10 protein-coding genes are annotated in these 14,430 nt (G+C 59.7%); 7 read left to right on the top strand and 3 right to left on the bottom strand.

The features are described 5' to 3' along the window. Nucleotides 1-15 precede the first annotated feature (15 nt). The 3 genes from AACY18_RS03200 (at nucleotide 16) to AACY18_RS03190 (ending at nucleotide 4,291) form a co-directional block, all read left to right on the top strand. Nucleotides 16-1,704 carry a polyurethane esterase gene (locus tag AACY18_RS03200; protein WP_339464214.1) on the top strand — a complete coding sequence of 563 codons (1,689 nt, stop codon included), beginning with the start codon at nucleotides 16-18 and terminating at the stop codon, nucleotides 1,702-1,704. 118 nt (nucleotides 1,705-1,822) lie between these two features. Continuing rightward, complete coding sequence (locus AACY18_RS03195; RefSeq protein WP_339464309.1) at nucleotides 1,823-3,676, top strand: polyurethane esterase; 1,854 nt, start codon at nucleotides 1,823-1,825, stop codon at nucleotides 3,674-3,676. Nucleotides 3,677-3,916: 240 nt separating this feature from the next. Then, the gene (locus AACY18_RS03190; RefSeq protein ID WP_339464213.1) at nucleotides 3,917-4,291 is read left to right on the top strand and encodes a hypothetical protein; all 375 of its coding nucleotides are present in this window, start codon (nucleotides 3,917-3,919) and stop codon (nucleotides 4,289-4,291) included. A gap of 44 nt (nucleotides 4,292-4,335) precedes the next feature. Here the strand turns inward: AACY18_RS03190 and AACY18_RS03185 are convergent, their stop codons facing one another. Beyond that, the gene (locus tag AACY18_RS03185) at nucleotides 4,336-4,560 is read right to left on the bottom strand and encodes a YgdI/YgdR family lipoprotein (protein WP_339464212.1); all 225 of its coding nucleotides are present in this window, start codon (nucleotides 4,558-4,560) and stop codon (nucleotides 4,336-4,338) included. Between the two features lie 192 nt (nucleotides 4,561-4,752). Here AACY18_RS03185 and AACY18_RS03180 point away from each other — a divergent pair, with 192 nt between their 5' ends. From AACY18_RS03180 to AACY18_RS03170, 3 genes are all read left to right on the top strand, one after another. Further along, nucleotides 4,753-6,405 (top strand): VRR-NUC domain-containing protein, encoded by a 1,653-nt coding sequence (locus tag AACY18_RS03180; protein ID WP_339464211.1) that lies wholly within the window; start codon nucleotides 4,753-4,755, stop codon nucleotides 6,403-6,405. Beyond that, on the top strand, nucleotides 6,402-8,681 hold the full coding sequence (locus tag AACY18_RS03175) for an ATP-dependent DNA helicase (RefSeq protein WP_339464210.1): 2,280 nt from the start codon (nucleotides 6,402-6,404) through the stop codon (nucleotides 8,679-8,681). Before AACY18_RS03180 ends, AACY18_RS03175 begins: the two co-directional genes overlap by 4 nt. A gap of 82 nt (nucleotides 8,682-8,763) precedes the next feature. Further along, nucleotides 8,764-9,300 (top strand): hypothetical protein, encoded by a 537-nt coding sequence (locus AACY18_RS03170; protein WP_339464209.1) that lies wholly within the window; start codon nucleotides 8,764-8,766, stop codon nucleotides 9,298-9,300. A 51-nt stretch (nucleotides 9,301-9,351) separates the two neighbouring features. Here the strand turns inward: AACY18_RS03170 and AACY18_RS03165 are convergent, their stop codons facing one another. Both AACY18_RS03165 and AACY18_RS03160 read right to left on the bottom strand, forming a co-directional pair. Next, on the bottom strand, nucleotides 9,352-9,645 hold the full coding sequence (locus AACY18_RS03165) for a hypothetical protein (RefSeq protein ID WP_339464208.1): 294 nt from the start codon (nucleotides 9,643-9,645) through the stop codon (nucleotides 9,352-9,354). A 237-nt stretch (nucleotides 9,646-9,882) separates the two neighbouring features. After that, nucleotides 9,883-11,031 (bottom strand): MalY/PatB family protein, encoded by a 1,149-nt coding sequence (locus tag AACY18_RS03160; RefSeq protein ID WP_339464207.1) that lies wholly within the window; start codon nucleotides 11,029-11,031, stop codon nucleotides 9,883-9,885. A 321-nt stretch (nucleotides 11,032-11,352) separates the two neighbouring features. Here AACY18_RS03160 and fdnG point away from each other — a divergent pair, with 321 nt between their 5' ends. Further along, nucleotides 11,353-14,418: a formate dehydrogenase-N subunit alpha gene (gene fdnG, locus AACY18_RS03155; RefSeq protein ID WP_339464206.1), complete on the top strand. Its 3,066-nt coding sequence runs from the start codon at nucleotides 11,353-11,355 to the stop codon at nucleotides 14,416-14,418. The last annotated feature ends 12 nt before the right edge of the window (nucleotides 14,419-14,430 follow it).

The following is a 14,430-nucleotide window of genomic DNA, read 5'->3' as shown; positions in this document are numbered from 1 at the left end:
AAGAGGGAGCACAACATGGGACTGTTTGATTACAAAAATGCCGATGGCAAAGCGTTGTACAGCGATGCCATCGCACTGACGCTGTACGCCTACACGCCGACGGGGCAGCCATTGCCGGCGACCGGTTGGAGGCCGGTCACGGCGACGGCGCTGGGTTATCAGGGCAACGTCGGCGCGCAGGGAACGTTCTTCGGCGAGAAGGACGGCTTCACCAGCGCCGAGGCCGAAGTGCTCGGCAAATACGACGCCGCCGGCCAGTTGATTGGTATCGGCATTGCCTTTCGTGGCACCGGTGGGCTGGGTTACAGCGACACCTTCGGGGACTTGAAAAACAACCTGCTGGCCGCCGTCGGGCCGTCGGATTACGCGAGCAACTACGCCAAAAATGCGTTCGACAACCTGCTCAAGGCTGTCGCAACGTTTGCCATTGCTCACGGCATCGCCGCCAAAGACGTGCTGATCAGCGGCCACAGCCTTGGCGGCCTGGGCGTCAACAGCGTCGCGGATCTGAGCGCCAGTCACTGGGGCGGTTTTTTCAAGGATGCCAACTACATCGCCTTCGCTTCGCCCACCCAGAGCAGCACCGGTACCCACGTGCTGAACATCGGCTACGAGAACGATCCGGTGTTCCGCGTGCTCGACGGCACCACGTTCAGCAGCGCCTCGATGGGCAAACACGACAAGCCGCATGATTCGACCACCGACAATATCGTCAACTTCAACGACAACTACGCGTCTACCGCACAGAACCTGGTGCCGTTCAGCATCATCAATCCGCTGAGCTGGTCGGCGCATGGTTCGCTGGGGTATGCCGATGGTTTGAATCGGGTCATTGGCTCAACGTTCTACAACCTGACCAGCAAGGACTCGACCATCATCGTCTCCAACCTGGAGGCGTCATCCCGGGGTAACACCTGGGTCGAAGACTTGGGGCGCAGCGGCGAACCGCACACTGGCAGCACCTTCATCATCGGCACAAACAGCAATGACTGGCTCAAGGGCGGGGCGGGCAACGACTTCCTCGAAGGCTTGGGCGGTGATGACCGTTTTCGGGATGATGGCGGCTTCAACATCCTGCTCGGCGGCCAGGGCCACAACACCTTTGAGCTGCACAAACCGTTGCAGAACTTCAGCTTCGCCAACGACGGTGACGGCACGCTGTACGTTCGCGACGCCTACGGCGGCATCAGCATGACTCGCGACATTGGCGCGCTGGTGAGCAAGGAGGCGGGGTCATGGTGGGGCAGCAAGGACATCACCTGGGGCGTCACCGCCAAGGGGCTGACTCATGGCAGCGAACTCACGCAGTACAACCATTCACTCAACGGCGATGCATACGGCAATGCGCTGCACGCGACGGCCGACGGTGACTGGCTGTTCGGTCTGGGAGGTGACGACCAACTGATCAGCGACAAGGGCCATGTGACGTTCGTGGGCGGCGCCGGTAACGACGTGATGACCGCGGTGGGTGGCAACAACACCTTCCTGTTCAGCGGCGCGTTCGGTTTTGATGCCATCAACGGGTATCAGGGCAACGACAAACTGGTGTTCATGGGCGTCGAAGGTGCGGGCCAGGGCTACGACTACAAGCAACATGTCGCGCAGGCTGGCAACGATACCGTGCTGAAGATTGGCGACTATGCCGTGACCCTGATCGGGGTTGGAGTGGCTAACCTGTCGGACTCGGCGTTCGTGTTCGCTTAGATCCTGCTCGCATAGAGCGATGTGCACGATGTGTTGAAATGCTCCGGGGCGTCCCGCGTGGGGAGCCCTGGCTGTGAGCTATCTCTGAACAATTCCAACAAGAAGAGAGGCAATGGCAATGGGTGTGTATGACTACAAAAACTTCGGTACAGCCGATTCCAAGGCGTTGTTCAGCGACGCCATGGCCATCACGCTGTATTCCTACCACAACCTCGATAACGGCTTTGCCGCCGGGTACCAGCACAACGGCTTCGGTCTCGGCCTGCCGGCCACGCTGGTTACCGCGCTGATTGGTGGCACCGATTCACAAGGGGTGATCCCCGGTGTTCCGTGGAATCCCGACTCGGAAAAACTCGCGCTTGATGCGGTGAAGAAGGCGGGCTGGACGCCGATCACTGCCTCGCAATTGGGTTACGACGGCAAGACCGACGCGCGCGGAACCTTCTTTGGCGAGAAGGCCGGTTACACCAGCGCTCAAGTCGAAATCCTCGGCAAGTACGACGCACAAGGTCATCTCACCGAACTGGGCATTGCCTTTCGCGGCACCAGTGGCCCGCGGGAAATCCTCATCGGTGACTCGATCGGCGACGTGATCAATGACCTGCTCGCGGCATTCGGCCCCAAGGATTACGCCAAGAACTACGTCGGCGAAGCCTTCGGCAATCTGCTCAATGACGTGGTGGCGTTCGCCAAGGCCAACGGCCTCAGCGGCAAGGACGTGCTGGTCAGCGGCCACAGCCTCGGTGGCCTCGCGGTCAACAGCATGGCGGACTTGAGCAGCGGCAAGTGGGGCGGGTTCTTCGCCGATTCCAACTACATCGCCTACGCCTCGCCGACCCAAAGCAGCACTGACAAGGTGCTCAACGTCGGCTACGAGAACGACCCGGTGTTTCGCGCGCTCGACGGCTCGACGTTCACCGGCGCTTCGGTCGGCGTGCACGATGCGCCCAAGGAGTCGGCCACCGACAACATCGTCAGCTTCAATGACCACTACGCTTCGAACGCATGGAATGTGCTGCCGTACTCGATCCTCAACATCCCAACCTGGATCTCGCACCTGCCCACCGCCTATGGCGACGGGATGAATCGGGTCATCGAGTCGAAGTTCTACGACCTGACCAGCAAGGACTCGACGATCATCGTCGCCAACCTGTCGGACCCCGCGCGGGCCAATACCTGGGTGCAGGACCTCAATCGCAACGCCGAAACCCACAAGGGCAGCACGTTCATCATCGGCAGCGACAGCAACGATCTGATCCAGGGCGGCAGTGGCAATGACTATCTGGAGGGCCGCGCCGGCAACGACACTTTCCGCGACAGCGGCGGCTACAACATCATCCTTGGCGGACAGGGCAGCAATACCCTGGATCTGCAGCAATCGGTGAACAAGTTCGACTTCGCCAATGATGGTGCGGGCAATCTGTACATTCGCGATGCCAATGGCGGGATCAGCCTGACCCGCGACATCGGCAGCATCGTCACCAGGGAGCCAGGTTTCCTCTGGGGCCTGTTCAAGGATGATGTGACCCACAGCGTCACGGCCGGCGGACTGAAGGTCGGCAACAATGTCACGGCGTACGAATCCAGTGTGAAGGGCACATATGGCGCTGACACGCTTAAGGCACATGCCGGTGGTGACTGGTTGTTTGGCCTGGATGGCAACGACCATTTGATCGGCGGCGCGGGCAATGACGTATTTGTCGGCGGCGCCGGTAATGACTTGATGGAATCGGGTGGCGGGGCCGATACGTTCGTATTCAACGGCGCGTTCGGCCAGGATCGGGTGGTGGGTTTTACGTCGAACGACAAGCTGGTGTTCTTCGGCGTACAGGGTGTTTTGCCCAACGAAGACTTCCGCGCTCATGCCTCATCGGTGGGGCAGGACACGCTGCTGACGTTTGGCAGTGATTCGGTAACGTTGGTCGGGGTCTCGCTCAATAGCTTGAGTGGCGACGCGATTGTGATCGCTTGATGTTGGTGGGGGGGCTGTAAGGGCCCCTTCGCGAGCAAGCCCGCTACTACCCTGGATCTGTGTCGCTCACAGGTTCCCTGTAGGGCGGACTTGTTCGCGAAGTTCGATAGCGCGGCGGTAAAACGTGACTCATTGGCCACTACCTGACTCTCAACCCCTGCAGTAACAGGAATCGGCACTAAAGCCTGGGCGTGCGCGCACGTCATGTACAGGCAGCCATTGAGTACAGGAGATTCAAACGTGAGAGGTTTCAAGAGGTATGTCGGGTTTGTGGGGCTGGCGCTGAGTTCGGCCAATGCCTGGGCCGATCTGCCTCAAAGCTCGATCCTGAGCCGTTATGGAATAACCGACGATCAACTGCCTGGCCCGGCTAAAACCGAGGTGGTGGAACCCGTCGAAGAGAAAAGCCGCTTTCAGATTCAGCCCGAACAACCGTTCGTGACTATCCGCCTGGGGGACGGGAAACAACCGCAAACCACCGGCAATCTGAGCATCGATCGCATGGTCCAGCAGGAGCTTGAACGGTGCCAGCGCTTACAGAGGGAAGTCGCCCGGCGTGGCGGGACTTACATGCGTTGCGATAACAGCATTCCTGGAATGACGATATCTGAGTAAATGGCCTTCAGGAGCTGCCGCAACGGCAGCTCCGCCCGCAACGGTCAGTCTTCCTTGCGCACCGTGGCCACTTCATCAGCGCGTACTTTGACTTTCGCACCGGAAATATCCTCGAACTCGTAGAAGCCATCCCTGGTTTCGGTTTTCGGCATGTCCTTGGTCAGGTACTGAGTGCCGTTTTGCAGGGTGACCACGGTCTGGGTCGAGCAACCGCCCAAGGTCAGCAGGGCCGCTACCGCCAGGGGGATGCCCAGTGTCTTGATATTCATATCCACCTCAAATGCCTCATTTCGCGTGATACCGAGCAATGTCGGAGTCCTAGGCGGTTGGTGCCATCGCGCCGGGAAAAGTTCTATTGGCCGGTTAAAAATGCCATTTATCTTTTTCCGTTTGCGCCGGGTGGGGCAGAGCTGTTATCTGTACGCATAACCAGTATTCGTCCTCCATGGCCCTGAATTCCCGTGACTGCCAATCCCCTTGATGATCCGTTCTATTACCTCAACAACTTCCGGCAAGTGCTTGATTGGCTTGAGCTTCGTTATGCCGATGTATTGAGCGAAGCGGAGCACGCATTTATCGGCGACTTCAAAACGTTGCCTCGCGCGTCGCAGGGCTTGCTGGTGCGGATGGTCATGCGCAAGGGCGTGCATTTTCGTGCCGGCAAGCTCAGTTACGCGGAAATCGGCGATATCGCCTGTGCGGCGCAACCGTTGCTGGCTTGCGGCTGGCTCGACGAACACGCGCCGTTGGCGATGGCAGAACTGTTTGATGTGTTGCTCAAAGCCGAGATTGTGCAAGCGTTCGGCGCCTTTATCGAGCAACCCAAGGGGCGCAAGGACGACTGGCTGGCGCTGCTCGCCGAGCAGTTCCCCGAAGCCAGAAGCCTGCGCGACTGGGCGCCTCTGCTGGCTGAGCGCTTGTTCAGCCTGACCATCATGGACCTGTGCGATCGCTTGCGACTGATGTTTTTCGGCAACCTGTATCAGGACTGGTCCGAATTCGTGTTGGCTGACCTCGGCATCTTTACCTACGAAAAAGTCGAGTTCTGCGCCGATTCCCGTGGTCTGCGCAGCCGTGAGGACGTCGACGCGTGTCTGTTTCTGCACCACTGCCAATTGCGCTTCGAGGCCGGTGAGCCACTGGAAACCATTGTCGGGCAGGTCAGCGCCTTGCACTTCGACAACCCCTGGCTGCAACGGCGACGCGCCAAGGTGTTGTTCCAGATCGCCCAATACTGCGAACGCATCAGCGAGTTTGCTTTGGCCCTGACTGTCTATCGCGATTGCGCCTATCCCGGTGCTCGCTTGCGGATGATCCGCGTGCTGGAACGCCGCAGCGAATACGGCCGGGCGCTGGAACTGGCCACGCTCGCCGAACAAACCCCCGAAAGCGCTGCCGAGCAGCAAGGCCTGCAACGGATTTTGCCGCGCTTGCGGCGCAAACTCGGTGGTCCGCCGCTCAAACGTGCGATGACAAAACCGGTGGAGCGTCTGGATCTGCACTTGCCGCGCAGCGATCCCGCGCTGTCGGTGGAGTATTACGTGCAGGCGCACTTGCATGACGAAGAGGGCCCGGTGCATTACGTTGAAAACAGCCTGATCAACTCATTGTTCGGGTTGCTCTGCTGGCCGGCGATATTCGCACCGTTGCCGGGGGCGTTCTTTCACCCGTTTCAGCGCGGGCCGGTGGACCTGCTCAATGAAGACTTCTCGCAACGCCGCGCCGACGTGTTTCAAGCCTGCCTCGCTGAGCTGGAGGATGGCCGTTATGCCGCCACCATCCGCGAGCGCTTTGTCGCCAAGTGGGGCATACAGTCGCCGTTCGTGTTCTGGGGGGCATTGAATGAAGAATTACTGGAGCAAGCGCTGGCCTGTCTGCCCGCCGAACACCTCAAACACTGGTTCCAGCGTTTGCTGCTCGACATCAAGGCCAACCGTACCGGCATGCCGGACCTGATCCAGTTCTGGCCGCAGCACAAAACCTATCGAATGATCGAAGTCAAAGGTCCTGGCGACCGCTTGCAGGACAACCAACTGCGCTGGCTGGAGTTTTGCCACCAACACCAGATGCCGGTCGCGGTGTGTTACGTGCAATGGGCGGAGCAGAGCGCTTGAGCTACAGCGTTGCGGTGCGCGCGCTGTGTGAGTTCACCGCCAAGACCGGCGACCTCGACCTGCGCTTCACGCCGTCACCGACGGCACTGGAAGGCATGGCCGGCCATCGCACCGTCGCGTCCAGGCGCAGCGACACCTATCAAAGCGAAGTGGCACTGGAAGGTGAGTTCCGCCAGTTGAAGGTCAAAGGCAGGGCGGATGGCTACGACCCGGCGCAAAACTGCCTCGAAGAAGTCAAAACCTACCGCGGCGATCTGAGCAAACAACCGGCCAATCACCGCCAGTTGCACTGGGCGCAGGCGAAGGTCTACGGGTGGCTGATGTGCTGCAAACTGCAACTTGAGCAGATCAATCTGGCGCTGGTGTATTTCGACATCGTCAGCGAAAAGGAAACCTGTCTGGTGGAAGCGTTCAGCGCCCAGACCTTGCAGGTTTTCTTCGAGCAGCAATGCGCTTTGTTCCTGCATTGGGCCGAACGGGAAATGGTGCATCGCCAGGCGCGTAATCTGGCTGCACAGCAATTGGTGTTTCCCCATGCGGATTTTCGTCCGGGGCAACGCCATCTGGCGGAATCGGTATTCAAGGCTGTCAGCACGGGCCGTTGTCTGATGGCGCAAGCGCCCACCGGCATCGGCAAAACCCTCGGTACGCTGTTCCCGATGCTCAAGGCGTTGGCACCGCAGCAACTGGACAAAGTGTTCTTTCTGACCGCCAAGACACCGGGGCGCAAACTGGCGCTGGATGCCAGTCAGGTGTTGTTCGATCAATCGGCCACCTTGCCCTTGCGCGTGCTGGAGATGGTGGCTCGGGACAAGGCCTGCGAACACCCGGACAAGGCCTGTCACGGCGAGTCCTGTCCGTTGGCCCAGGGCTTTTATGATCGCCTGCCGGCCGCCCGTGAAGCGGCCAGTCGAATCCGCCGGCTCGATCAAGCAGCGATGCGTGAAGTCGCTGCACAGCATTCGGTGTGTCCGTATTACCTGAGCCAGGAAATGGCCCGTTGGGCGGACGTGGTGATCGCCGACTACAACTATTACTTCGATTTCAGCGCGTTGCTGTTCGGCCTCGCACAGCTCAATCAATGGAAGGTGGCGGTCCTGGCGGACGAAGCACACAACCTCGTTGAGCGCGGTCGGCAGATGTACAGCGCCAGTCTCGATCAAGCCACGCTGGGCAGCGTTCGCAAAACAGCCCCCCAAGCGCTGAAAAACTCCCTGCAACGGGTCAACCGTGAGTGGAATGCGTTGCAGGCGCCGCAACTGGCGCCGTATCAGGCCTATGACAAGGCTCCTGAAAAACTCCTGCAGGCGATCGCCCTGTGTAGCGCAGCCATTGGCGACTACCTCAATGATCATCCGCAAGGGCTCGACAGTGGATTGCAGAACTTCTACTTCGATTTGCTGCAATTTGCCCGGGTGGCGGAACTGTACGACGCGCATTTCCTGTTCGACATCAGCAAGCGCGACCTCGACCGTAAACGCCCGCTATCGCAACTGTGCCTGCGCAACGTAGTGCCGGCGGCGTTCATTGGCCCGCGCCTCAAAGCGGCGCGTAGCTGCGTGCTGTTTTCCGCCACGCTGAGCCCGCGTCACTATTACGCCGATTTGCTCGGCACGCCGGCCGACACCGTTTGGATTGACGTCGAGTCGCCGTTCAGCGCCGAGCAATTGCAGGTGCAGGTCATCAGCCGGATTTCGACACGCTTCAATCATCGCCAGGCATCGCTGGAGCCGATTGTCGAACTGATCGCCCGGCAGTTCAGCGAGCGCCCGGGCAACTATCTGGCGTTCTTCAGCAGTTTCGATTACCTGCAACAGGTGGCAACGTTACTGGCCGAACGGCACCCAACCATCACCCTGTGGCAGCAGTCGCGAGGCATGGTCGAAGGGGCGCGGCAGGCCTTTCTCGACCAGTTCACCGCCGAGAGTCAGGGCGTTGGCTTTGCGGTCTTGGGCGGGGCCTTCGGCGAGGGTATCGACTTGCCGGGCGCGCGCCTGATCGGCGCGTTCATCGCCACGCTGGGACTGGCGCAACTCAATCCGGTCAATGAACAGTTGAAACGGCGCATGGCGGCGATTTTCGGTGCCGGCTACGACTACACCTACCTGTTTCCTGGCGTGCAGAAAGTCGTCCAGGCGGCCGGACGCGTGATCCGCACCCGCGAGGATCGCGGCGTGGTGATGCTGATCGACGACCGCTTTGCCGAGTGTCGGATCAAACAGTTGTTGCCACGCTGGTGGGCCATCCATAACGAAGCGCCTGCGCAACCGGATTGAATGACGCCCCGGTAAATCCGGCTGAACTAGTGCGTAACGCGATGCTTCTAAACGGTTCCCCCCGCTCCGGAGCGTGCGTCCCTTGTCTCGCATATTGACCCAGCCGACCGCTGAAGAAACCCTGACCGAACATGACGCCAAGATGTTCGGCTCGCCCAAGGAACGGCTGGATTTCTATCGCCGGGAGATCCAGTACGAAACCAGCATTCTCGCCAATCGCACCGACGCTTATCTGGCCGCACAGTCGTTTCTGGTGATTGCCTTTGCATCGTGCATGTCCAACCTCAACCCAGAGTGGGGCAAGTTGTTTACCTTGGTGGTGCCGGCGTTTCTGGCGCTACTCGGGCTGCTCAGTTCGCTCAACGCCTGGCCGGGAATTCGTGCGGCATACGAGATCATCGACCACTGGCACTTCAAACAAAGCCATTTGCTGCTCAGCGAGCCGCTGATGGGCTTGGCCTATGACGAGTCACCGCTGTTCAGCGAAATGGAGTCGAGTCATAAGGGCTATCGCAAGTCGTTGCTGTTTTCCCTGCGCACGCCGTGGATCTTTGCGACGTTTTGGGTGCTGCTGGGCAGTTATTCGGTGTACATACAGTTCACCAATCCGGGAAGCTGATCAAAGAAAAGCCCGGCGACGAAGGCCGGGCTTTTCTGGGGCGTTTGATCATCAACTGGTCTCAAGCTGGCGACGCAACCCCTGCGAGTTCTGCACTGACATCGGAATCGGCGGGAAATCTTCATTCAATACGCACAGGTGCTCAATGGCATCGGCGAACTTCACATCGGCTTTTCGGCGCAAGGCCCGGTAGTGCTCAAACTGTTCGAAATCCAGTTGCCCGGCTTCGAGCAATTCATGCGCCGCTCGATTCAGCGCTTGCGCTTGTTCGAACAATTGACGATTGCGTTCCAGGGCCAAAGCCCTGCATGCCTTGATTTGCGCAGGAGTCGAGCATTCTTTCATGACCGTAACCTTAATCTTCGGGGTTCCTTGTCATAGGCCTTTCGCCACACGGGAACCGAACGTGCCGGGCCCCGCCGGTGACTCCCGGCGAGGGGTTAAGGTTGTGACCACTGAGAATCCGCGAGAGATCCATTTTTTTGCTGAAGGCTTTCGGGTTTTTGGTTTTTGCGTTGTTCAGGGCCGGCAAGGATCGGTTGTGCGCTGATGCCGTGCAGCAGGTTCGCGATGCTTTCAGATTCAGCGGTTGGCCAGTGCCCGCTCCATGCGCGTAATACCTTCTTCGAGCATGGAGCGCGGGCAGCCAAAGTTCAGGCGTACGAACTGTTGGCTTTGGTCGCCAAAATCCAGACCGGCGCTCAACCCTACCTTGGCCTGCTCAAGGAAAAACTGCTGCGGGTTGGCCAGATCCAGCGCCGAGCAATCGAGCCAGGCCAGATAAGTGCCCTGCGGCACATTCATGGTCACGCCCGGCAAGCGGCTGCGCACCGCTTCAACCAGATAATCCCGGTTGGCCTGCAGGTAGGTTTTCATCTCGGCGAGCCATGGGCCGGCTTCGCTGTAGGCCACGCGAGTCGCTTCCATACCCAGCGGATTGACGCTGTCGACCATGCCGCAACGGGCGTGGTTGACGCGTTCACGCAGCGCGGCGTCCTGAATGATCATGAACGAGGTTTTCAGGCCGGCAATGTTGTAAGCCTTGCTCGCGGACATCAGGGTGATGGTGCGCTGAGCGATTTGCGGGCTCAGGGACGCAGTCGGAATGTGGACGCGACCGTCGAAGCACAGTTCGGCGTGGATTTCATCGGAGATGATCCAGGCGTCCTGCGCAACACAGATGTCCGCCACTGCTTGCAGCTCTTCGCGGCCAAACACTTTGCCGATCGGGTTGTGCGGGTTGCTCAACAGTAGGGCGCCGCCGCCGTTCAGCGAATCACGCAGGCTATCCAGTGGTGTGGCGTAGGTGCCGTCGGCCTGCGGCGTGAATTGCAGCTCAACCTTGTTCAAGCCCCAATGCCCCGGCGCGTGACGCAGCGGTGGATAGTTCGGCACTTGGACCACGACGTTCTGCTGAGACTGAACCAGGGCTTTGAGCGCCATGTTGAAGCCCGACTCAACGCCCGGCAGGAAGATCAGCTCTTGTGGTTTGACCTGCCAGGCGAACTTGTTCCAGAGGTCGGCAACGATGGCTTCGCGCAGGTTGTCCTGGGCCACGCTGTAACCCACCAGCGGATGCAGCAAGCGCTGCTGCAGGGCCTCGATGACAACCGGTGGCGCGGCGAAATCCATATCAGCGACCCACATAGGCAACACGTCGGCTGCATAGCGGCTCCACTTGGTGCTGCCGGTGTTGTGGCGGTCGAATACCTGATCAAAGTCAAAAGTCATGCGCGGTCTCGTGAAGGCGGGGTTAATTCTGTCGGCCATTCTAAGCCCAACACGATCCCGGTGGGAGTTGGCTGGCCCGCGATGGCGTCGGCACAGTCAATATTGAGGGTGCGTGACAAACCGCTATCGTTGGCAAGCCAGCGCCCGCGAGGCTCTGGATGAAGCCATGAGATCGCTCGACAAACGGCCGACGGTCGGTTTTCACGCAGGTGACAGGGTCTTTGTCTACAGTGAAAAAGCCGGCAGTCATCCTGCCGCAACCGTGATTGTCCAGATACAACCCGGCGCCAGTACCGGGTTCCACCTGATCAGGAGTGCACGATGGATCTCAGCCGTCGTCAGTTCTTCAAGGTCGCCGGTATCGGCCTTGCAGGCTCAAGCCTTGGCGCGTTGGGCATGGCCCCGACGCTTGCCTTCGCCGAGCAGGTGCGCCACTTCAAGCTTGCCCACACCCATGAAACCCGCAACACCTGCCCGTATTGCTCGGTCGGTTGCGGTTTGATCATGTACAGCCAGGGCGATGCTGCGAAGAACGTCGCGCAAAATATCATCCATATCGAGGGCGACGCCGACCATCCGGTCAATCGTGGCACCCTCTGTCCAAAAGGCGCGGGCCTGCTGGACTTCATTCACAGCCCGGGCCGCTTGCTGTACCCACAAACGCGCAAACCGGGCAGCAGCGAGTGGACGCGGATCAGTTGGGATCAAGCGCTCGATCGCATCGCCGATTTGATGAAAGCCGACCGCGACGCCAATTTCGTCGAGCAGAATGAAAAAGGCGAAACAGTCAATCGCTGGCTTACCACCGGGTTTCTTGCCGCTTCAGCTTCGTCCAACGAAGCGGGGTACATGACGCACAAGGTCATCCGCAGTCTCGGCATGCTGGGGTTCGATAACCAGGCGCGTGTCTGACACGGCCCGACGGTGGCAAGTCTTGCCCCGACGTACGGCCGTGGTGCCATGACCAATACCTGGACCGATATCGCCAACGCGAATCTGGTTCTGGTGATGGGCGGCAACACCGCAGAAGCGCATCCGTGCGGCTTCAAATGGGTGACCGAAGCCAAAGCACACAACGCTGCGCGGCTGATCGTGGTCGATCCGCGTTTTACCCGCACCGCGTCAGTGGCCGATGATTACGCGCCGATCCGCACCGGCACCGACATTGCTTTCATGGGCGGGTTGATCAATTACCTGCTCACCGAGGACAAGATCCAGCACGAATACGTGCGCAACTACACCGACGTGTCGTTCATCGTCAAAGCCGGGTATGGCTTCGAAGATGGCATTTTCAGTGGCTACGATGCGGCCAAACGCAGTTACACCGACAAGTCCGGGTGGGGCTATGAAATCGGTGAGGACGGTTTCGTCAAAATCGACCCGACGCTGCAGGACCCGCGCTGCGTCTATCAATTGATGAAGCAGCATTACAGCCGCTACAACATCGAACTGGTGAGCCAGATTTGCGGCATGCCGGTCGATGCGATGCAGAAAATCTGGGGCGAAATCGCTACGTGCGCCCAGCCCGGCAAGACCATGACGATTCTCTACGCCCTGGGCTGGACACAGCACTCGACCGGTTCGCAGATCATTCGCAGTGCGGCAATGGTGCAGCTTCTGTTAGGCAACGTGGGTATGCCGGGCGGTGGCGTCAATGCCTTGCGCGGACACTCCAATATTCAGGGCCTGACGGATCTGGGCTTGTTGTCCAACTTGCTGCCGGGCTACCTGACGCTGCCGCAGGACGCCGAGCAGGACTACAGCGCCTACATCACCAAACGCACGCAAAAACCGCTGCGCCCCGGGCAGTTGTCCTACTGGCAGAACTACAGCAAGTTCCACGTCAGCCTGATGAAGGCCTGGTACGGCGCCAATGCCACCGCCGAGAACCAGTGGTGTTACGACTACCTGCCGAAACTCGACATCCCCAATTACGACATCCTCAAGATGTTCGACCTGATGAGTCTGGGCAAGGTCAACGGCTACATGTGCCAGGGGTTCAACCCGATCGCTGCGCTGCCGGACAAGAACCGGGTGATGGCGGCACTGGCCAAGTTGAAATGGTTGGTGGTGATGGACCCGCTGGCCACCGAAACCTCGCAGTTCTGGGAAAACGTCGGCCCTTACAACGATGTGAAAAGCGCCGACATCCAGACCGAAGTGATCCGCCTGCCGACTACCTGCTTTGCCGAAGAAGATGGCTCACTGGTCAACAGCAGTCGTTGGTTGCAATGGCACTGGAAGGGGGCGGATGGACCTGGCGAGGCGCGCACGGACGTCCAGATCATGAGCGAGTTGTTCCTGCGTCTGCGCCAGCGCTATGCGGCAAACGGCGGCACCTTCGCCGATCCGCTGTTGAAACTGTCCTGGCCCTACAAAATTGCCACTGAACCTTCCCCCGAGGAAATCGCCAAGGAGATAAACGGCTACGCCACGACAGACTTCAACGATGCCAGCGGCGCGACGATCAAGGGCAATACGCAACTGGCCGGTTTCGCCCAGCTCAAGGACGACGGCAGCACCGCGTCCGGCTGCTGGATTTTCGCCGGCAGTTGGACCGAGGCCGGCAACCAGATGGCCCGGCGCGACAATGCCGACCCCTATGGCATGCACCAGCATCTGGGCTGGGCGTGGGCCTGGCCGGCCAACCGGCGGATTCTCTACAACCGCGCGTCGGCGGACGTTGCGGGCAAGCCGTGGGATCCGAAAAAGCGCTTGGTGTGGTGGAACGGCAAAACCTGGGGCGGCACCGATGTGCCGGACTACAAGGCCGACATACCGCCAGAAGCCGGGATGAACCCGTTCATCATGAACCCCGAGGGCGTGGCGCGGTTCTTCGCCGTCGACAAGATGACCGAAGGGCCATTCCCCGAGCATTACGAACCGTTCGAGACGCCGATCGGCATCAACCCGCTGCACCCGCAGAACAAGAACGCTACCAGCAACCCGGCGGCGCGGATCTTTGATTCGGTCTGGGACAGCCTCGGCGAGGCCAAGGACTTCCCCTACGCGGGCACCAGTTACCGGCTCACCGAGCATTTCCACTTCTGGAGCAAGCACTGCAAGTTGAACGCGATTACCCAGCCCGAGCAGTTTGTCGAGATCGGCGAAGTGCTGGCGAAAGAGAAGGGCATCGCTGCCGGTGATCGGGTACGGGTCAGTTGCAAGCGCGGCTTCATTGAAGCGGTGGCTGTGGTGACCAAAAGAATCCGTCCGTTGCAGGTCAATGGCCAGGTAGTGCACCAGATCGGCATCCCGCTTCACTGGGGGTTCACCGGGCTGACGCGGCACGGATACCTGACCAACACCCTTGTGCCGTTCCTCGGCGATGGCAACACCCAGACCCCGGAATCCAAGTCATTCCTGGTCAACGTGGAGAAGCTATAGTGGAGAATCTAT

Origin of the sequence: Pseudomonas sp. EA_65y_Pfl2_P74, assembly GCF_963970575.1 — a bacterium.
GTDB classification, from domain to species: Bacteria; Pseudomonadota; Gammaproteobacteria; order Pseudomonadales; family Pseudomonadaceae; genus Aquipseudomonas; species Aquipseudomonas baetica_A.
The sequence above is the reverse complement of the archived record's forward strand: the minus strand, read 5'-3'. Positions and strand labels throughout refer to the sequence as shown.

Coding starts and splice junctions, on each gene's coding strand:
- AACY18_RS03200 (WP_339464214.1), top strand. CDS start 16: ATGGGACTGTTTGATTACAAAAATGCCGATGGCAAAGCGTTGTACAGC.
- AACY18_RS03195 (WP_339464309.1), top strand. CDS start 1,823: ATGGGTGTGTATGACTACAAAAACTTCGGTACAGCCGATTCCAAGGCG.
- AACY18_RS03185 (WP_339464212.1), bottom strand. CDS start 4,560: ATGAATATCAAGACACTGGGCATCCCCCTGGCGGTAGCGGCCCTGCTG.
- AACY18_RS03165 (WP_339464208.1), bottom strand. CDS start 9,645: ATGAAAGAATGCTCGACTCCTGCGCAAATCAAGGCATGCAGGGCTTTG.
- AACY18_RS03160 (WP_339464207.1), bottom strand. CDS start 11,031: ATGACTTTTGACTTTGATCAGGTATTCGACCGCCACAACACCGGCAGC.